This is a genomic window from Mycolicibacterium gilvum, from assembly GCF_900454025.1.
In the GTDB taxonomy this organism is placed as follows: Bacteria; Actinomycetota; Actinomycetes; order Mycobacteriales; family Mycobacteriaceae; genus Mycobacterium; species Mycobacterium gilvum.
The window spans coordinates 3,505,477-3,524,224 of sequence record NZ_UGQM01000001.1 but is presented as its reverse complement, the minus strand read 5'-3'; the positions used below and the strand labels follow the sequence as shown (position 1 = coordinate 3,524,224).

Here is an 18,748-nt window from a genome sequence, read left to right as displayed (position 1 = left end):
ATCGATGTCTAGAGTCGACGCTATGCAATCGTGGTCTGCGCCGAGCGTTCCGGCGCTGCCCGGACGGGGTCCGCAGCTGCGGCTCTTCGACAGCGCGGACCGCCAGGTACGGCCGGTGAGCCCGGGAGCCACGGCCACGATGTACGTCTGCGGCATCACCCCCTACGACGCCACCCATCTGGGTCATGCGGCGACCTACCTGACCTTCGACCTGGTGAACCGCGTGTGGCGCGACGGCGGTCACGACGTGCACTACGTGCAGAACATCACCGACGTCGACGATCCGCTCTTCGAGCGCGCGGCGCGCGACGGCATCGGCTGGCGCGAGCTCGGCGACCGCGAGACCGATCTGTTCCGGGAGGACATGGCTGCGCTGCGGGTGCTGCCGCCCCGGGACTACGTCGCCGCGACCGAGGCCATCGCCGAGGTGATCGAGGTGGTCGAGAAGCTGCTCGCCTCCGGCGCCGCCTATGTCGTCGACGACCCGCAGTATCCGGACGTCTACTTCCATGCCGGCGCGACCGTCCAGTTCGGCTACGAGTCCGGCTACGACCGCGAGACGATGCTGGCGTTGTTCGCCGAGCGTGGCGGCGATCCCGACCGGCCGGGCAAGAGTGATCCGCTCGATGCGCTGCTGTGGCGTGCCGAACGCCCAGACGAGCCCAGCTGGCCGTCGCCGTTCGGTCCGGGCCGACCGGGTTGGCACGTCGAATGCGCCGCGATCGCGATGAGCCGGATCGGCAACGTCCTCGACATCCAGGGCGGCGGCAGCGATCTGATCTTTCCGCACCACGAGTTCTCCAGCGCGCACGCCGAATGTGTGTCGGGGGAGCGGCGGTTCGCCCGCCACTACGTGCACGCCGGGATGATCGGCTGGGACGGGCACAAGATGTCCAAGAGCCGCGGGAACCTGGTGCTGGTGTCGCAGTTGCGCAGGGACGGTGTCGACCCGGCCGCGATCCGGCTCGGGCTGTTCGCCGGTCACTACCGTCAGGACCGGTACTGGAGCCCCGCGGTGCTCGACGAGGCGCAGCAGCGGCTGCACCGGTGGCGCAGTGCCACCGCGCTCGAGGGCGCGCCGGATGCGACCGACGTCGTCGCGCGGGTGCGGCGCTATCTCGCCGACGATCTGGATACTCCGAAAGCCCTTGCTGCCCTCGATGGTTGGGCCGAGGACGCGTTGTCCTACGGCGGGCGTGACGTCACCGCGGGGCCGACGGTGGCCGCCGCGGTCGACGCGCTGCTCGGCGTTGCCCTGTAATCCACGCGCCGTGGAGTAGGTTTCGGCTGTGGCCGCAGCCGGATCGATCACCGGAAAGACCGTGTTCATCACCGGCGGTGCCCGCGGCGTCGGCGAGGAGGTCGCCCGCCGTCTGCACGGCCGGGGAGCCAACCTGGTCCTGACCGATCTCGACGAGGCACCGCTGAACGCACTGCGCGACCGTCTGGGCGCCGAACGGGTGCACACCGTGCTCGCCGACGTCCGTGACCTCGGTGCCATGGAGGCCGCCGCGGCGAGCGCGATCGACCGCTTCGGCGGCATCGACGTCGTGATGGCCAATGCGGGGATCGCGTCCTACGGATCGGTGCTGCAGGTCGATCCGAAGGCGTTCCGGACCCTGATGGACGTCAACGTGCTGGGCGTGTTCCACACCGTGCGCGCGACCTTGCCGTCGGTGCTCGAGCGGCGCGGATACGTGCTCATCGTGTCGTCACTCGCCGCGTACGCCGCCGCGCCGGGTCTGGCCCCGTACAACGCGACGAAGGCGGCCGTCGAACACTTCGCCAACGCGTTGCGCCTGGAGGTCGGGTACCGCGGCGTGGACGTCGGGTCCGCGCACATGTCCTGGATCGACACCCCACTGGTCCGCGACACCCGGGCCGACCTGCCCACGTTCACCGAGATGATCAGCAGGTTGCCGTTCCCGCTGAACAGGACGACGTCGGTCGACGCCTGCGGTGCGGCGTTCGTGAGCGGCATCGAGAAGCGCGAGCGGCAGATCAACTGTCCGGGATGGGTGGGGATCGTGCGCTGGCTCAAACCCCTGTTGTCGACTCCGATCGGCCAGGCACCGGTACTGAAGTTCGTCCCTGATCTGCTGCCCCGGATGGACGCAGAGGTGGCCGCCCTCGGCCGCTCGATGGGCACCCGCACTGCAGATCTGGAGGACCGCTGATGCCGCGTCGACTCATTGCCGTGGTGGCCGCACTGTTGCTGCTGGTCGGCTGCAGCACCGATTCGTCGTCGCAGCAGGCCGACACTCCGACGACACCGCCGCCCACGACGGAGCAGGTCAGCCCCGAGCAGGCCCGCGCGATCGCCAAGGAGGCCTACATCTACGGCTTCCCGCTGGTCGACAACTACCGGGTGCAGTACAGCTACTTCGTCGACAAACAGGACCCCGAGTACAAGGGCGGCTGGAACCAGATTCACAACACCGCTCGGCTCTACACGCCCGAGGACAAGGCCATCCAGACGCCGAACTCGGACACCCCGTACTCGTTCGTGGGGGCGGACCTGCGCACCGAGCCTCTGGTGCTGACGGTGCCGCCGATTCAGCAGGACCGCTACTACTCGCTGCAGTTCATCGACGGCTACACCTACAACTTCGCCTACGTCGGCAGCCGCACCACCGGTAACGGCGGCGGAAAGTACCTGCTCGCCGGCCCGGGGTGGCAGGGCGAGAAGCCCGAGGGTGTCGACGAGGTGATCCGGTCGGACACAGAGACGGCGTTCGTGCTCTACCGCACGCAGCTCCTCGGCCCGTCCGACCTCGACGGGGTCAGGGACGTGCAGGCCGGATACCAGGTGGCGCCGCTGTCGGTGTTCCTGAACCAGCCCTCGCCCGAGCAGGCCCCCGCGATCGATTTCGTGCCGCCGCTGACCCCCGACCAGCAACGGACGTCGCCCCAGTTCTTCGAGATCCTGAACTTCGCGTTGCGCTTCGCGCCGGTGCTGCCCCAGGAGCAGGCGCTGCGGGACCGCTTCGCGACTCTCGGGATCGGACCCGACGGCGACTACGACGCAGACGCGCTGACCCCGGAGATGCGCTCCGCCGTCGAGGCCGGGATGGCGGACGCCTGGACCGAGTACGACGCGTTCAAGAAGGGCGAGATCGACACCGGTGGTGTGACCTCGGCGCAGCTCTTCGGCAGCCGCGAGGACCTCAAGGACAACTACCTCTACCGGATGGCCGGTGCGGTGCTCGGCATCTACGGCAACACCGCGGCCGAGGCCATCTACCCGGGCGCGTTCAACGACTCCACCGGCGTACCGCTGACCGGGGCGAACAACTACGTCTACCGTTTCGCGCCCGGCCAGCTGCCCCCGGTCAACGCGTTCTGGTCGCTCACGATGTACGAGCTGCCGGGCAGTGTGCTGGTGGCCAACCCGATGAACCGCTACCTGATCAGCTCGACGATGCTGCCGAGCCTGGTGCGCGACCCGGACGGCGGCTACACGTTCACCGTGCAGAACGCCTCACCGGGTATCGAGAAGGAATCCAACTGGCTGCCCGCGCCGAAGGGTCCGTTCGCGCTGGTGTTGCGGCTGTACTGGCCCAAGCCCGACGCGCTCAACGGAACCTGGAAGGCGCCGGCACCCGAGAAGGTCTGAGCTACCGCCCTCGGGGTGCTCTGTCGGGCGCTACCGCCCTCGGCGACGCAGGTAGCGCTCGAACTCCGCCGCCAGCGCGTCGCCGTCGATCTTGCCGAGTGCCTCGTTCATGTCGACCTCGGCGTCGCCGCGCTCCTCCAGCGACTGCACGTACTCCGCGATCTCGTCGTCCTCCGAGGTCATCTCGCTGACCGCCTGCTCCCACTCCTCGGCCTGGGCCGGAAGGTCCGCCAGGGGCACCTCGATGTCGAGGACGTCCTCCACCCGGCGCAGCAGCGCCACCGTGGCCTTCGGGTTCGGCGGCTGGGACACGTAGTGCGGGACGGCCGCCCAGAACGTCACCGCGGGGATACCCGCCTGCACGCAGGCGTCCTGGAACACCCCGGCGATGCCCGTGGGGCCCTCGTAGCGGGTCTCTTCGAGGCCGAACGTCTTCGCCGAGTCCGCAGAGTATGCCGCGCCCGAGACCGGGACGGGCCGGGTGTGCGGGGTGTCGGCCAGCAGTGCGCCCAGGATCACGACGGTCTGCACGTTGAGCTTGTCGGCGATGGTCAGCAGCTCGGCGCAGAACGTCCGCCACCGCATGTTGGGCTCCACGCCGTGCATCAGCACGATGTCGCGATCCGCGCCGGGCGGCCGGCAGTGCGAGATGCGCATCGACGGCCACACCAGCTCGCGCGTCACGCCGTCGATCTGTCGGATCACCGGCCGGTTCACCTGGTAGTCGTAGTACGCCTCGTCGTCGATCTCGACGATCGTCTCCGCTTCCCAGATCGCGTCGAGGTGTTCGAGCGCGTCGCTGGCCGCGTCGCCGGCATCATTCCAGCCCTCGAAGGCCGCGACGATGATCGTGTCGCGAAGGTCTGGCAGGTCGGATCGCTTCGGACCGCCGAAATCCGAGGGAGTCACAACGCCAGCGTAAGCCTTGGGTGCACGAGATGACGGTCATCAACCCGCGTTCGTCCTTGCGTGCCTGGCTACCCTGGCTGTGTGACCGGCGCAGATGATCACCGCGCCGAGACTGGCGTCCAGACGTCGATCGGGTGACGACGTAGACTTCTCTGCGTCGAGAGGCGTTGCAACGGATCGGGACACGCACCCGTCCGCCACGCTCGGCAGAGTCAAGGACGCCTTCCGTAATGGAAGGAGCGCACGTGAACGCCGCTGAGTTCGAGCCGAACATCCGCCCCGACTGCACCGAGGAGCTCAGGGCCGCCTTGTGCGAGCGGATCATGGTCATCGACGGCGCGATGGGCACGGCGATCCAGCGCGACCGGCCCGACGAGGCCGGCTACCGCGGCGAACGGTTCGCCGACTGGCCGAGTGACCTCCAGGGCAACAACGATCTGCTCAGCCTCACACAGCCGCAGATCATCGAGGCGATCCACCGCGAGTATCTCGAAGCGGGCGCCGACATCCTGGAGACCAACACGTTCAATGCGAACGCGATTTCGCTCAACGACTACGGCATGGCCGAGTTCAGCTACGAGCTCAACTTCGCCGGCGCCGCGCTGGCCCGCAAGGCGTGCGACGAGTTCAGCACCCCCGAGAAGCCCCGCTACGTCGCGGGGGCGCTGGGCCCCACGACGCGCACCGCGTCCATCTCGCCGGACGTCAATGATCCAGGTGCCCGCAATGTCAGCTACGACCAGCTGGTCGCCGCGTACCTGGAAGCCGCCAACGGTCTGGTCGACGGCGGCTCGGACATCATCGTCATCGAGACGATTTTCGACACGCTCAACGCGAAGGCGGCGATCTTCGCCGTCGAGACGCTGTTCGAGGAGCGCGGCCGCAGCTGGCCGGTGATCATTTCCGGCACCATCACCGACGCGTCCGGGAGGACGCTGTCCGGTCAGGTCACCGAGGCGTTCTGGAACTCGGTCCGGCACGCGAAGCCGCTCGCGGTCGGCCTCAACTGTGCGCTGGGAGCGCCCGAGATGCGGCCCTACATCGCCGAGATGTCCCGGATGGCGGACACCTTCGTGTCCTGCTACCCGAACGCCGGTCTGCCCAACGCGTTCGCCGAATACGACGAGACGCCCCAGCGGCAGGCCGGTTACGTCGCCGATTTCGCCGACGCAGGCTTCGTCAACCTGGTCGGCGGCTGCTGCGGGACGACGCCGGCGCACATCGCCGAGATCGCCAAGGTCGTCGACGGCAAGCCGCCGCGTGTCGTCCCCGAGATCCCGGTGGCGACCCGGTTGTCGGGGCTGGAGCCACTCAACATCGATGAGAACTCCCTGTTCGTGAACATCGGTGAGCGCACCAACATCACCGGCTCCGCCCGGTTCCGCAATCTGATCAAGGCCGAGGACTACGACACAGCGCTGTCGGTGGCACTGCAGCAGGTCGAGGTCGGTGCGCAGGTCATCGACATCAACATGGACGAAGGCATGATCGACGGCGTCGCCGCGATGGACCGGTTCACCAAGCTGATCGCGTCCGAGCCCGACATCAGCCGTGTCCCGGTGATGATCGACTCCTCCAAATGGGAGGTCATCGAGGCGGGCCTGAAGAACGTGCAAGGTAAGCCGATCGTCAACTCGATCTCGATGAAGGAGGGCGAGGAGAAGTTCATCCGCGAAGCGCAGCTGTGCCGCAAGTACGGCGCCGCCGTCGTCGTGATGGCCTTCGACGAGCAGGGGCAGGCCGACAACCTGGAGCGCCGCAAGGAGATCTGCGGACGCGCGTACCGCATCCTGACCGAGGAGGTCGGATTCCCGGCCGAGGACATCATCTTCGACCCGAACTGCTTCGCGCTGGCGACCGGCATCGAGGAGCACGCCACCTACGGGATCGACTTCATCGAGGCCTGCGCCTGGATCAAGGAGAATCTGCCCGGAGTCCACATCTCGGGCGGCATCTCGAACGTGTCGTTCTCGTTCCGGGGCAACAACCCGGTCCGTGAGGCCATCCACGCGGTGTTCCTGTTCCACGCCATCAAGGCCGGCCTGGACATGGGCATCGTCAACGCCGGCGCACTGGTGCCGTACGACTCGATCGACCCCGAGTTGCGGGACCGCATCGAGGACGTGGTGCTGAACCGGCGCGCCGATGCGGCCGAGCGGCTGTTGGAGATTGCCGAACGGTTCAACTCGAAGGACAAAGGTGAGGACCCGAAAGCCGCGGAGTGGCGATCGTTGCCGGTTCGGGAACGCATCACCCACGCCCTGGTGAAGGGCATCGACGCCCACGTCGACGACGACACCGAGGAACTTCGTGCCGAGATCGAGGCTGCCGGGGGGCGTCCGATCGAGGTGATCGAGGGCCCGCTGATGGACGGCATGAACGTCGTCGGCGATCTGTTCGGCTCCGGCAAGATGTTCCTGCCGCAGGTGGTGAAGTCGGCCCGGGTGATGAAGAAGGCCGTCGCCTACCTGCTGCCGTTCATCGAGAAGGAGAAGGCCGACGCCGGCGCGACAGGATCCAAGGACACCAACGGCACCATCGTGATGGCGACCGTGAAAGGCGACGTCCACGACATCGGCAAGAACATCGTCGGGGTTGTCCTGCAGTGCAACAACTTCGAGGTGATCGATCTCGGGGTGATGGTTCCCGCGCAGAAGATCCTGGACGCGGCCAAGGAGCACGACGCCGACATCATCGGATTGAGCGGCCTGATCACTCCGTCGCTGGACGAGATGTCCAATTTCGCCGTCGAGATGGAACGCGCGGGGCTCGAGATTCCCTTGCTGATCGGTGGCGCGACCACCTCGCGCGCCCATACGGCCGTGAAGATCTCGCCGCGCCGCAGCGGGCCGGTGGTCTGGGTCAAGGACGCATCCCGCTCGGTGCCGGTGGCCGCTGCGCTGCTCGACGACAAGCAGCGCCCGGCGCTGCTGGAGGCCACCGAGAAGGACTACGCCTCGCTGCGCGAACGGCATGCCCAGAAGAACGACCGGCCGATGCTGACACTGGAGAAGGCTCGCGCGAACCGCACCCCGATCGAGTGGGACGGGTACACCCCGCCGGTGCCCGCACAGGGAACGGGAGTCCGTGAATTCCTCGACTACGACCTCGCCGAGTTACGCGAGTACATCGACTGGCAGCCGTTCTTCAACGCCTGGGAGATGAAGGGCCGGTTCCCGGACATCCTCAACAACCCGGCCACCGGGGAGGCGGCCCGGAAGTTGTACGACGACGCCCAGGAGATGCTCGACACGGCGATCAAGGAGAAGTGGCTGACCGCCAACGGCGTGATCGGCTTCTTCTGCGCCAACGCCGTCGGTGACGATGTCGAGGTCTACACCGACGAGACCCGCACCGAGGTGCTGACGACGCTGCACAACCTGCGGCAGCAGGGCGAGCACCGCGACGGCGTCCCGAACCGGTCGCTCGGCGACTTCGTCGCCCCCCGGGAAACAGGGCACCGGGACTATATCGGCGCGTTCGCCGTCACCACCGGTCTGGGCAGCCAGGAAAAGATCATGGAGTTCAAGGCGGCCCTCGACGATTACAGCGCGATCCTGCTGGAGTCGGTCGCCGACCGGCTCGCCGAGGCGTTCGCCGAACGGATGCACCAGCGGGTACGGAAGGAGTTCTGGGGATACCAGCCCGACGAGCAGCTCGACAACGAGGAACTCATCGGCGAGAAGTACCGCGGCATCCGGCCGGCTCCGGGCTATCCGGCGTGCCCGGAGCACACCGAGAAGACGACGCTGTTCGACCTGCTGGACGTGACGAAACGGACCGGCATCGAGCTCACCGAGTCGATGGCGATGTGGCCGGGCGCGGCCGTCAGCGGCTGGTACTTCTCGCATCCTCAGTCGCAGTACTTCGTGGTCGGCCGGCTCGCGCAGGATCAGGTCGCCGACTACGCACGGCGCAAGGGGTGGACGTTGCAGGAAGCCGAGCGCTGGCTGGCCCCGAACCTGGGCTACAACCCGGAGGACTGAGACGCCTCGCGCGGTTCGCCCCGCATCCCGGTCGCATGCCACAATGGCCGGGTGAGGGCGGTGCTGTGGGACATGGACGGAACCCTCGTCGATTCCGAAAAGCTGTGGGATGTATCACTTTCCAAGCTCTACGAGACCTACGACGCCGAGATGGGCCGCGAGACGCGCACTGCGCTGGTGGGGGCGTCGGCCGAAGAGACGATGGTCACCGTCTACACCGAACTCGGCCTCGATCTCGACCCGGCCGCGATGGCGGAGTCGATCCGCTGGCTGCACGCGCACACCGCCGAACTGTTCGACGAGGGTCTGCCGTGGTGTGACGGTGCCTTCGAGTTGTTGGAAAGCCTTGTGGCCGAGGGCACCCCGATGGCACTGGTGACCAACACCAATCGTGCTCTCGCCGATCGTGCACTGGAAAGCATTGGACGTCATTACTTCTCGTTCACGGTGTGCGGTGACGAGGTACCCAGGGGCAAGCCCGCGCCAGATCCGTATCTGCGGGCCGCCGAGCTTCTCGCCCTGGACCCGTCGGACTGCCTCGCCGTCGAGGACTCGGTGACCGGGTCCGCCGCCGCCGAGAGAGCCGGGTGCGCGGTGCTCGTGGTCCCCAATGACGTTCCGGTACCGGGCGGTCTGCGGCGGCGCCATGTGGAATCCCTGGCAGACCTGGCCCCGGCCGATCTACGCCGGATCCACGCGGAGATCACCCGCGAACTCGGCGAGCGCACCGCCTGATCCCTGCCGGCTGCCGGTAGGGCGCGTAATCCGTGACTCTTTGGGGAACACCCCCGAGGTCGAAGCGGCAAGTGCTTGAATGTGACTTGTATCACGGATGGTTGCGCGGGAAAGGTCGTCGCATGGCCGGTCAGGGTGGACCAGTCGGGGAGAGCCCGGAACTGTTCGAGGAAGGCCAGGACTTCTCGTCCGGCAAGACCGCGATCAGGATCGCATCGGTGGCCGCCCTCGGCGGCCTGCTGTTCGGTTACGACAGCGCGGTCATCAACGGGGCGGTCGACTCGATCCAGGAGGACTTCGGCATCGGCAACGCCGAGCTGGGGTTCGCGGTCGCCTCCGCTCTGCTGGGCGCCGCGGCGGGTGCGATGACCGCAGGCCGCATCGCCGACAGGATCGGACGCATCGCGGTGATGAAGATCGCCGCGGTGCTGTTTCTCATCAGCGCCTTCGGCACCGGCTTCGCGCACGAGGTGTGGACGGTGGTGCTGTTCCGCATCGTCGGTGGCGTCGGGGTGGGCGTCGCGTCGGTGATCGCCCCGGCCTACATCGCCGAGACCTCGCCGCCGGGTATCCGCGGGCGCCTCGGTTCCCTTCAGCAATTGGCCATCGTGTCCGGCATCTTCCTGTCCTTCGCGGTCAACTACCTGTTGCAGTGGCTTGCCGGCGGTCCGAACGAACCGCTGTGGTTCGGCCTCGACGCGTGGCGGTGGATGTTCCTGGCGATGGCGCTGCCCGCGGTGCTCTACGGTGCGCTGACCTTCACCATTCCCGAGTCGCCCCGGTATCTCGTTGCCACGCACAAGGTTCCGGAAGCCCGCCGGGTGCTGACCAAGCTGCTGGGCCAGAAGAACCTGGAGATCACGATCACCCGCATCCGGGAGACCCTGGAGCGCGAGGACAAACCGTCCTGGCGGGACATGCGCAAGCCGACCGGCGGCATCTACGGCATCGTCTGGGTGGGTCTGGGGCTGTCGATCTTCCAGCAGTTCGTCGGGATCAACGTGATCTTCTACTACAGCAACGTGCTGTGGCAGGCCGTCGGCTTCAGTGCCGACCAGTCCGCGGTCTACACCGTGATCACGTCGGTGATCAACGTGTTGACCACGCTGATCGCGATCGCGTTGATCGACAAAATCGGACGCAAGCCGCTGCTGCTGATCGGTTCGGCGGGCATGGCGATCACGCTGATCACCATGGCGGTGATCTTCGGCAACGCCACCGTCAATCCCGACGGCACCCCGAGCCTGCCCGGCGCGTCGGGGGTGATCGCCCTGATCGCGGCGAACCTGTTCGTCGTCGCGTTCGGCATGTCCTGGGGCCCGGTGGTGTGGGTCCTGCTCGGCGAGATGTTCCCCAACCGCATCCGCGCCGCGGCTCTCGGCCTCGCCGCCGCCGGGCAGTGGGCCGCGAACTGGCTGATCACCGTGACCTTCCCCGGATTGCGCGAACATCTCGGACTGGCCTACGGCTTCTACGGCCTGTGCGCGGTGCTGTCGGGTCTGTTCGTCTGGCGGTGGGTGATGGAGACCAAGGGCGTGTCGCTGGAGGACATGCACGGTGAGATCCTCAAGCAGGACAAGACCGCGGCGAGCTGAGCGGACCGGGCGTGACACAATCGTCCAACGTGAAGACCTTCGATGCGCTGTTCGCCGAACTGAGCGAACGTGCGCGCACACGGCCAGCCGGTAGCGGGACCGTCGCGGCACTCGACGGCGGTGTGCACGGCATCGGGAAGAAGATCCTCGAAGAGGCCGGAGAGGTCTGGCTCGCCGCCGAGCACGAGAGTGACGACGCGCTCGCCGAGGAGATCAGCCAGCTCCTGTACTGGACGCAGGTGTTGATGCTGGCGCGGGGTCTGTCGCTCGACGACGTGTACGGAAAGCTCTGATGTCTTCTCTTCGCGCAAGCGGCTCATCGCCGATGCTGCGCGTCGCCGTCCCCAACAAGGGGGCACTGAGCGAGTCTGCGTCGGAGATCCTGTCCGAGGCCGGATACCGCCGCCGCTCCGATCCCAAGGATCTGACGGTGGTCGACCCGGCGAACAACGTCGAGTTCTTCTTCCTGCGGCCCAAGGACATCGCCATCTACGTGGGTTCGGGGGAACTGGATCTCGGCATCACCGGCCGCGACCTCGCCGCTGATGCCGACGCTCCGGTCCGCGAACGGCTGGCGCTGGGCTTCGGGTCGTCGACGTTCCGCTACGCCGCCCCGGCAGGTCAGGATTGGCAGGTTGCCGATCTCGCCGGCAGGCGCATTGCCACCGCGTATCCGAATCTGGTCCGGAAAGACCTGGCGGCCAAGGGAATCGACGCCACGGTGATCCGCCTCGACGGCGCCGTGGAGATCTCCATCCAGCTCGGGGTGGCCGATGTGATCGCCGACATCGTCGGCTCGGGGCGCACGCTGGGACTGCACAACCTGGTGGCTTTCGGCGAATCGCTGTGTGATTCCGAGGCCATCCTGATCGAGCGCGCCGATTCCGACCCCGATCCGGCACGCGATCAACTCGCCGCCCGCGTGCAGGGTGTGGTCTTCGGCCAGCAGTACCTGATGCTCGACTACGACTGCCCGCGCACGGTGCTGGACAAGGCCACCGAGGTCACCCCCGGCCTCGAGTCACCGACCATCGCGCCGCTGGCCGACCCCGCCTGGGTCGCCGTCCGCGCGCTGGTGCCGCGCCGGGATGTCAACGCGATCATGGACGAACTCGCCGCCATCGGCGCGAAGGCGATTCTGGCCTCCGACATCAGGTTCTGTCGCTTCTGATCTAGATCTCTCACGACGCGGTCCGTCGTGTTAGCGTCCGGATGTCCACCATCGCGGGAGGCCCGATGACGCAGGTTCTGGTGCTCGTTCTGGCGTTGGCGATCGGCGTGGTCGCAGGGCTGCGCGCGATGACGGCCCCGGCGGTCGTGGCGTGGGGCGCGATGCTCGGCTGGATCGACGTCGCCGACAAGTGGTCGGAGTGGATGGCCCACCCCATCACCGCCACGGTGCTGACGATCTTCCTGGTCGGGGAGCTCATCACCGATCAGCTGCCCAAGACGCCGAGCCGAAAAGTGCCGCCGCAGTTCATCGCCCGGTTGATCTCAGGCGGTTTCGCCGGCGCGGTCATCGGGAGCGCGTTCTTCCACACGTTCTCCGCGACGGGCGCAGGCATGATCGGCGCTGTGCTGGGAACGATGGCCGGTGCCGCGCTGCGCGCCGGGCTGGCCGACCGCAACCACGGGAAGGACCGCCCCGGCGCGTTCATCGAGGACGTCATCGCGGTCGGCGGCGGATTCCTCGTCGCGTTCCTCGTCAGCCTCGTTCCGTAGGCGCCCGTGTCCGAGACCGCGACCCAGAAGTTCGACGCGATCATCATCGGCGCCGGCCAGGCCGGGCCGCCGCTGGCCGCCCGGTTGACGGCCGCGGGGCAGACGGTGGCGGTGATCGAACGCAAACTCGTGGGCGGAACCTGCGTGAACTACGGCTGCATCCCGACCAAGACCCTGGTGGCCAGCGCCCACGCCGCCCATCTCGCGCGCCGCGGCGCCGATTTCGGGATCGGCACCTCGGAGGTCACCGTCGACATGGCCGCGGTCAAGGCGCGTAAGGATCGCATCAGCGGTGGCGACCGCGAAGGTCTGGAATCATGGCTGGACGGGATGGACGGCGCCACCCTGATCCGTGGACACGCCCGCTTCGAGAGCCCGAACACCGTGCGCGTCGACGGCACACTCCTGGGGGCCGAACGCATCTTCCTCAACGTCGGCGGGCGCGCCGTCGTCCCGGACATTCCCGGGCTCGCAGACGTCGACTACCTGACCAATGTCGGGATCCTCGACCTCGGTGTCGTGCCCGAGCACCTGGTGATCATCGGCGGGAGTTACATCGCGCTGGAGTTCGCCCAGATGTACCGGCGGTTCGGTGCGGAGGTGACCGTCGTCGAGAAGGGGCCTCGGCTGACCGCCCGCGAGGACGAGGACGTCTCGGCGGCGATCAAGGACATTTTGGAAGCCGAAGGCATCCGCGTCGAGCTGGGGGCCGACGCGATCTCGGTGGCCAAGCGCCGGAACGGGATTGCGGTCAAGCCGCGCGACGGGGCGGCACCGATCGACGCGAGCCACCTCCTCGTCGCGGTCGGTCGCGTACCCAACACCGACGACCTCGGCCTGGAAGCCGCCGGCGTCGAGACCGACAAGCGCGGGTACGTCGTCGTCGACGACCAGCTCCGCACCAGCGCCGAAAACATCTGGGCGATGGGGGACTGCAACGGTCGGGGCGCGTTCACCCATACGTCCTACAACGACTTCGAGATCGTCGCCGCCAACCTGCTCGACGACGACCCGCGCCGGGTCAGCGATCGCATCACCACCTACGCGCTCTACATCGACCCGCCGCTGGGTCGCGCGGGGATGACCGCCGACGAGGTCCGCCGGACGGGCCGAAAAGCGTTGGTGGGCAAGCGCCCGATGACGCGGGTGGGCCGGGCGGTCGAGAAGGGTGAGACCCAGGGCTTCATGAAGGTGGTCGTCGACGCCGAGACCGAGGAGATCCTGGGGGCGTCAATCCTGGGTGTCGGCGGCGACGAGGTGGTGCACCTGATCCTCGACGTGATGACCGCGAAGCTGCCCTACACCGCGATCTCGCGGACCATGCACATCCACCCGACGGTCAGCGAGCTGGTCCCGACACTGCTGCAGGATCTCCACCCGCTGACGTAGACCGACCTTGACTGTGGCGCGCGTCACAGTAATATGACCACTGGTCACATCAAGCCCTGGAGGCGCGATGCCGACGGTGACATGGTCTCGTCTGGGCGCGGATCGCCGCGCGGCGGTGGTGGCCGCCGCCGAGACGGAGTTCGCCGCGCACGGGTTCTCCGGAGGCAGCCTCAACGTGATCGCCCGGCGCGCGGGCGTGGCCAAAGGCAGCCTGTTCCAGTACTTCGCGGACAAGCGCGACCTCTACGCCCACATCACCGAGGTGGGTAGTCAGCGGGTCAGACGCCACATGGAAGACCAGATCCGCATCCTCGACCCGGGCCGGCCGTTCTTCGAGTTCCTCACCGATCTGCTCGACGTCTGGGTGGCGTACTTCGCCGAGCATCCCCAGGACCGGGCATTGCACGCCGCCGCCAGCTTCGAGGTCGACACCGATGCCCGGGTCAGCGTGCGGGCCGTCGTGCACCGCCACTATCTGCAGGTGCTGCGGCCGCTGGTGCACGCGGCGGGCACGCGGGGCGACCTGCGCCCCGACGCCGACACCGACACCATGCTGTCGCTACTGCTGATGATCCTGCCCCACCTCGCGCTGGCGCCGTACGTGCGCGGAATGGATCCCGTTCTGGGCCTGGACGAGATCGCACCCGAGCAGCCCGCGTTGGTCGTGCGGCGCTACGTCGCCGTGCTCGCCGCCGCGTTCGCCGACACCCCCACCCCTGGACCCCGCCAACCGCAACCCAAGGAGAACAGTCATGAATAGGACGCGCTCGGACTCACTCGCCGCGGGCGGACTCAACTGGGACAGCCTGCCGCTACGGCTCTTCGCCGGCGGCAACGCGAAGTTCTGGGATCCCGCCGACATCGACTTCTCCCGGGACCGGGCCGACTGGGAATCGCTGTCGACGATGGAACGCGACTGGGCCACCCGGTTGTGCGCGGAGTTCATCGCCGGGGAGGAGGCGGTCACCCAGGACATCCAGCCGTTCATGGCGGCGATGCGCGCCGAGGGCAGACTCGGCGACGAGATGTATCTGACGCAGTTCGCGTTCGAGGAGGCCAAGCACACGCAGGTCTTCCGGATGTGGCTCGACGCCGTCGGGATCACCGAGGATCTGCAGGGCTACCTCGACGACCTTCCGGCCTATCGGCAGATGTTCTACGAGGAACTGCCCGCATCGCTGGACGCGCTGGCCACCGACCCGTCGCCGCAGGCGCAGGTGCGGGCCTCGGTCACCTACAACCACGTGATCGAGGGCATGATGGCGTTGACGGGATACTATGCGTGGCACCGCATCTGCGTCGACCGCCACATCCTGCCCGGTATGCAGGAGCTGGTGCGCCGCATCGGTGACGACGAACGGCGTCACATGGCGTGGGGGACATTCACCTGCCGGCGCCACGTGGCGGCCGACGACGCGAACTGGACGGTCTTCGAGGACCGGATGAACGAGCTGATCCCGCTGGCATTGCAGAACACCGATGACGCGTTCGCCCTTTACGACGAGATCCCGTTCGGGTTGACGATCGAGGAGTTCCAGCAGTACGCGGCGGACAAGGGGATGAGGCGCTTCGGCACCATCAGCAGCGCCCGTGGGCGCCCACTGGCCGAGATCGACGTCGACTACACGCCTCTGCACCTGGAGGACAGCTTCGCCGACGAGGACCGCAAGGCGCTGGCCGCATCGGCGTAGCGGATCGCGGCGATCACACTCTCGCTGCGCGCAGGAGTCGCAGCTGACCGATCTCGGCGGCGTTCTTGGTCAACTCGACGGTCACCCACAGCGCTGTGTCGGCGACCGTGCGCGGGTCAGTAGTGCCCCACGGGAACGTCGAGGATTCCGCGAGTCGCGACGATGCCATGTCGGCCAACAACTCTCGCCACTGTCCTGCCAGCCCGCGAACCTGAGACACCGCCGCGGGCCCGGTCCCGGCCCACATCACCTCGGTGGGGCGGCGCGGCGTGTCGCCGCTCAGTGACGCCAGCGCGCCGCTCCACCAGTAGACGATGTGCCACGTCAGCCACCCGATCGTGGGGACCGGTACGGGGTCGGGTTCGACCTCGGCGAAATCCGCACGCCATCGACCGGATCCGTCGGGGCGCACCGTCCAGCATCGCCGGGCCGGCTCCCACAGGAAATCCTCGTCCTGCAGGGCGGACAGATGCAGATCGGTCAACGCCCAGGCGAGGTCGAACTGCGACCGGATCGCCGTGATCATCCGAGCCGCTGCACCAACAGCGTCTGCGCCGACGTCCCGACGAAGCCGTTCCGGTCGAAGAGTTCGGCCGTCGTCACGCCGATGCCGTCCGGGCCGATCGACCCGCGGGCCCGCACCGCGAAATCCTGCCCCTCGGGCAGCCTGTGCAGGTGTACCGCGGTGTCGGTGTTCATGAACAGGAAGCGCTGCGGATCCAGCGCCGCGCCGATGCCATTGGCCGAGTCGACCACCATCGCAAGACGCTGCAGTGCGGTGGTCGGCTCTGAGTCGACAAGGGGCACAAGCGGACTCAGCCATGCTACGGCTGCACCGTCTTGATCCTGCTGGCGGCGCCAGCTGACCGTCTCCAGATAGCCGGGAGCTCCCTCCCAGGCATGCGCGACGGTCGAGGCCTCGCCCTCGATCAGCGGAGGGTGCCGGTCGGTGACCGCATCGGCGGTGTCGCTGGGCGCGAGCAGCCACGCGGTGACCCGGGCCACGGCGCGCCGTGGGCCGTCGGGTCTGTCGACGAGCATCTCCGCCGCCATCAGAGAGATCCGCGACCCCGGTCGTTCGACCCACGAGCGCACGTGCACGGTCGTCACCGGAATGGCACCGAGGATGTCGAGGGTGAGCCTGCCGACGCGCAGCCCCGTGCCCTCGGCGAGATCCTCGATCGCCCGGGTCAACAACGCCAACGGCGGTGAGCCGTGCTGGATCTGAGGATCCCAGTTACTGCGCGTGCCGTCGGTCGACTCGAACACCGTGTACTCACCGTCGGCGCCGATCCGGCGGTAGAGGCACTCGATCATGCGGCGGGCTCCGCCTGCAGTACGGCGTCGGGATCGCCGTCGTCGAGCACCTGCGGCCAGCCCGGGTACGGCGGGGGAGTGCCGCCGAAGCTGGGGCAGTGAGCCTGATGGGCGCACCAGTTGCACAGCCGGGACGGGCTGGGGCGGAAATCACCTGTGACCCCGGCAGATTGGATCGCCCGCCAGATCGCCATGAGTGTCTTCTCGAATCGTTCCAGCTCGTCGAGAGTCGGTGTGTAGTCGAGGATCTGGTGGTCGGCGAGGTAGACCAGTCGCAACCGGGCCGGCAGCGAGCCGCGCGAGCGCAGCAGCGCGACGGCGTAGAACTTCATCTGGAACATCGCCTTGAACTCCGCCAGCGCCCGCGCCTCGGGCGGCGCCTTGCCGGTCTTGTAGTCGACCACGCGCATCTCGCCGGTCGGTGCGACGTCGATGCGGTCGATGAAGCCGCGCAGCAGGGTGCCGTCGGCGAGCTCGACCTCGACGCGCTGCTCGCAGCTCTGGGGGTCGAAGCGCGTCGGGTCTTCGAGCCGGTAGTAGCCCGACAGGAGCGTGCGGGCCTGCTCGAGCATCTCGGCGCGCAGCGCCGGATCGATGTCGGTGGCCAGCGATGGCTGTTCGGCGACCACCCGCTCCCATGCCGGGGCCACCAAAGACAGCGCGGTCTCGGGCCGACGTTCGGCGGCGGGGAGGGCGTAGAGCTGTTCGAGCGCGGCGTGCACCACCGAACCGCGCACCTGAGCAGTGCTGGACGGCTCGGGAAGCCTGTCGATCGCGCGGAACCGGTAGAGCAGCGGGCACTGTTTGAAGTCGCCGGCGCGCGAGGGCGACAGCGCGGGGCGCCGCACCGGATGCCCGCTCTGTTCGCCCATGGACACACCTTAGGACCGGCCTCGGACAACCCCGGATACCCGTGGCGGCGCGTCTGGTGGCAGGCTCGTCTGCTGTGCGCAGAACAGGTCCGTTCGCCGTCGGTGACCGTGTGCAGCTCACCGATGCCAAGGGCAGGCGGTACACGATGCTGCTCAAGCCGGGCGGCGAGTTCCACACCCATCGCGGGATCATCGCCCTCGACGACGTCGTCGGTCTGCCCGAGGGCAGCGTGATCAAGTCGACCAACGGCGATCAGTTCCTGGTACTGCGGCCGCTGCTGGTCGACTACGTGATGTCGATGCCGCGTGGTGCGCAGGTGGTCTATCCGAAGGACGCGGCGCAGATCGTCCACGAGGGCGACATCTTCCCCGGGGCGCGGGTGCTGGAGGCGGGCGCCGGTTCGGGGGCGCTGACCTGCTCGCTGCTGCGTGCCGTCGGTCCCGACGGCACGGTGACCTCCTACGAGGTGCGTGACGACCACGCCGAACACGCGATCCGCAACGTCGAGACGTTCTTCGGTGAGCGACCGGCGAACTGGGAGCTCGTGATCGCGGATCTGTCGGGCTACGACGGACCCGAGGTCGATCGCGTCGTGCTCGACATGCTCTCGCCCTGGGAGGTGCTGCCCGCAGTCGCCGAGGCGCTGGTCCCCGGCGGGGTCGTGATGATCTACGTCGCGACCGTGACCCAGTTGTCGAAGACCGTCGAGGCGATGCGCGAGCAGCAGTGCTGGACCGAGCCCAGGGCCTGGGAGAGCATGCAGCGGGGCTGGCATGTCGTCGGGCTCGCGGTGCGTCCCGAGCACACGATGCGCGGACACACCGCGTTCCTGATCAGCGCCCGCAGGCTTGCGCCCGGCACCGTCACCCCGGTCCCGCTGCGCAAGAAACGGGTCACCGGCGGGTGACGTAGCCT

17 protein-coding genes are annotated in these 18,748 nt (G+C 67.8%); 13 read left to right on the top strand and 4 right to left on the bottom strand.

The genetic code is table 11. From position 1 onward, the window contains the following. Positions 1-22 precede the first annotated feature (22 nt). The 3 genes from mshC to DYE23_RS16490 are packed head-to-tail and all read left to right on the top strand — an operon-like array spanning position 23 to position 3,616. The gene (mshC, locus tag DYE23_RS16500; protein ID WP_115327659.1) at positions 23-1,261 is read left to right on the top strand and encodes a cysteine--1-D-myo-inosityl 2-amino-2-deoxy-alpha-D-glucopyranoside ligase; all 1,239 of its coding nucleotides are present in this window, start codon (positions 23-25) and stop codon (positions 1,259-1,261) included. A gap of 28 nt (positions 1,262-1,289) precedes the next feature. Then, complete coding sequence (locus DYE23_RS16495) at positions 1,290-2,177, top strand: SDR family oxidoreductase (RefSeq protein WP_115327658.1); 888 nt, start codon at positions 1,290-1,292, stop codon at positions 2,175-2,177. Continuing rightward, a complete protein-coding gene (locus tag DYE23_RS16490) occupies positions 2,177-3,616 on the top strand; it encodes a DUF1254 domain-containing protein (protein ID WP_115327657.1) in 1,440 nt (479 codons plus the stop codon). Before DYE23_RS16495 ends, DYE23_RS16490 begins: the two co-directional genes overlap by 1 nt. A gap of 30 nt (positions 3,617-3,646) precedes the next feature. Here the strand turns inward: DYE23_RS16490 and DYE23_RS16485 are convergent, their stop codons facing one another. Next, a complete protein-coding gene (locus tag DYE23_RS16485) occupies positions 3,647-4,525 on the bottom strand; it encodes a PAC2 family protein (RefSeq protein ID WP_115327656.1) in 879 nt (292 codons plus the stop codon). Positions 4,526-4,755: 230 nt separating this feature from the next. Between DYE23_RS16485 and metH the strand changes: the two genes are divergently transcribed. The 9 genes from metH to DYE23_RS16440 all read left to right on the top strand — a co-directional run bounded on the left by metH (position 4,756) and on the right by DYE23_RS16440 (position 15,643). Continuing rightward, entirely contained in the window at positions 4,756-8,511 is a 3,756-nt protein-coding gene (gene metH / locus DYE23_RS16480; RefSeq protein ID WP_115327655.1) for a methionine synthase, read from the top strand. A 51-nt stretch (positions 8,512-8,562) separates the two neighbouring features. Then, positions 8,563-9,246 carry an HAD family hydrolase gene (locus DYE23_RS16475; RefSeq protein ID WP_115327654.1) on the top strand — a complete coding sequence of 228 codons (684 nt, stop codon included), beginning with the start codon at positions 8,563-8,565 and terminating at the stop codon, positions 9,244-9,246. A gap of 122 nt (positions 9,247-9,368) precedes the next feature. Then, complete coding sequence (locus DYE23_RS16470) at positions 9,369-10,841, top strand: sugar porter family MFS transporter (protein ID WP_115327653.1); 1,473 nt, start codon at positions 9,369-9,371, stop codon at positions 10,839-10,841. A gap of 11 nt (positions 10,842-10,852) precedes the next feature. Then, entirely contained in the window at positions 10,853-11,134 is a 282-nt protein-coding gene (locus tag DYE23_RS16465; RefSeq protein WP_011893933.1) for a phosphoribosyl-ATP diphosphatase, read from the top strand. Positions 11,135-11,166: 32 nt separating this feature from the next. Beyond that, complete coding sequence (gene hisG, locus DYE23_RS16460; protein ID WP_115327652.1) at positions 11,167-12,012, top strand: ATP phosphoribosyltransferase; 846 nt, start codon at positions 11,167-11,169, stop codon at positions 12,010-12,012. Positions 12,013-12,077: 65 nt separating this feature from the next. Beyond that, positions 12,078-12,563 (top strand): DUF4126 family protein, encoded by a 486-nt coding sequence (locus DYE23_RS16455; RefSeq protein ID WP_011893935.1) that lies wholly within the window; start codon positions 12,078-12,080, stop codon positions 12,561-12,563. A 6-nt stretch (positions 12,564-12,569) separates the two neighbouring features. Next, positions 12,570-13,952: an FAD-containing oxidoreductase gene (locus DYE23_RS16450; RefSeq protein WP_115327651.1), complete on the top strand. Its 1,383-nt coding sequence runs from the start codon at positions 12,570-12,572 to the stop codon at positions 13,950-13,952. Positions 13,953-14,019: 67 nt separating this feature from the next. After that, a complete protein-coding gene (locus tag DYE23_RS16445; protein ID WP_011893937.1) occupies positions 14,020-14,712 on the top strand; it encodes a TetR/AcrR family transcriptional regulator in 693 nt (230 codons plus the stop codon). Next, complete coding sequence (locus tag DYE23_RS16440) at positions 14,705-15,643, top strand: R2-like ligand-binding oxidase (RefSeq protein ID WP_011893938.1); 939 nt, start codon at positions 14,705-14,707, stop codon at positions 15,641-15,643. The genes DYE23_RS16445 and DYE23_RS16440 overlap by 8 nt, the downstream gene beginning before the upstream one ends. Before the next feature lie 13 nt (positions 15,644-15,656). Here the strand turns inward: DYE23_RS16440 and DYE23_RS16435 are convergent, their stop codons facing one another. The 3 genes from DYE23_RS16435 to DYE23_RS16425 are packed head-to-tail and all read right to left on the bottom strand — an operon-like array spanning position 15,657 to position 17,832. Beyond that, positions 15,657-16,169 carry a DinB family protein gene (locus tag DYE23_RS16435; RefSeq protein WP_011893939.1) on the bottom strand — a complete coding sequence of 171 codons (513 nt, stop codon included), beginning with the start codon at positions 16,167-16,169 and terminating at the stop codon, positions 15,657-15,659. Then, on the bottom strand, positions 16,166-16,960 hold the full coding sequence (locus tag DYE23_RS16430; protein ID WP_011893940.1) for a thioesterase family protein: 795 nt from the start codon (positions 16,958-16,960) through the stop codon (positions 16,166-16,168). The genes DYE23_RS16435 and DYE23_RS16430 overlap by 4 nt, the downstream gene beginning before the upstream one ends. Beyond that, complete coding sequence (locus tag DYE23_RS16425; protein ID WP_115327650.1) at positions 16,957-17,832, bottom strand: RecB family exonuclease; 876 nt, start codon at positions 17,830-17,832, stop codon at positions 16,957-16,959. Before DYE23_RS16425 ends, DYE23_RS16430 begins: the two co-directional genes overlap by 4 nt. Before the next feature lie 74 nt (positions 17,833-17,906). Between DYE23_RS16425 and DYE23_RS16420 the strand changes: the two genes are divergently transcribed. Continuing rightward, positions 17,907-18,740, top strand: coding sequence for a tRNA (adenine-N1)-methyltransferase (locus DYE23_RS16420; RefSeq protein ID WP_013471493.1), 834 nt, complete (start codon positions 17,907-17,909; stop codon positions 18,738-18,740). The last annotated feature ends 8 nt before the right edge of the window (positions 18,741-18,748 follow it).

Bases quoted from the DNA above. Each gene is read 5' to 3' on its own strand.
- mshC (WP_115327659.1), top strand. From the start codon at position 23: ATGCAATCGTGGTCTGCGCCGAGCGTTCCGGCGCTGCCCGGACGGGGT.
- DYE23_RS16455 (WP_011893935.1), top strand. From the start codon at position 12,078: ATGACGCAGGTTCTGGTGCTCGTTCTGGCGTTGGCGATCGGCGTGGTC.
- DYE23_RS16490 (WP_115327657.1), top strand. From the start codon at position 2,177: ATGCCGCGTCGACTCATTGCCGTGGTGGCCGCACTGTTGCTGCTGGTC.
- metH (WP_115327655.1), top strand. From the start codon at position 4,756: ATGGAAGGAGCGCACGTGAACGCCGCTGAGTTCGAGCCGAACATCCGC.
- DYE23_RS16430 (WP_011893940.1), bottom strand. From the start codon at position 16,960: ATGATCGAGTGCCTCTACCGCCGGATCGGCGCCGACGGTGAGTACACG.
- hisG (WP_115327652.1), top strand. From the start codon at position 11,167: ATGCTGCGCGTCGCCGTCCCCAACAAGGGGGCACTGAGCGAGTCTGCG.
- DYE23_RS16470 (WP_115327653.1), top strand. From the start codon at position 9,369: ATGGCCGGTCAGGGTGGACCAGTCGGGGAGAGCCCGGAACTGTTCGAG.
- DYE23_RS16435 (WP_011893939.1), bottom strand. From the start codon at position 16,169: ATGATCACGGCGATCCGGTCGCAGTTCGACCTCGCCTGGGCGTTGACC.
- DYE23_RS16445 (WP_011893937.1), top strand. From the start codon at position 14,020: ATGCCGACGGTGACATGGTCTCGTCTGGGCGCGGATCGCCGCGCGGCG.
- DYE23_RS16440 (WP_011893938.1), top strand. From the start codon at position 14,705: ATGAATAGGACGCGCTCGGACTCACTCGCCGCGGGCGGACTCAACTGG.
- DYE23_RS16425 (WP_115327650.1), bottom strand. From the start codon at position 17,832: ATGGGCGAACAGAGCGGGCATCCGGTGCGGCGCCCCGCGCTGTCGCCC.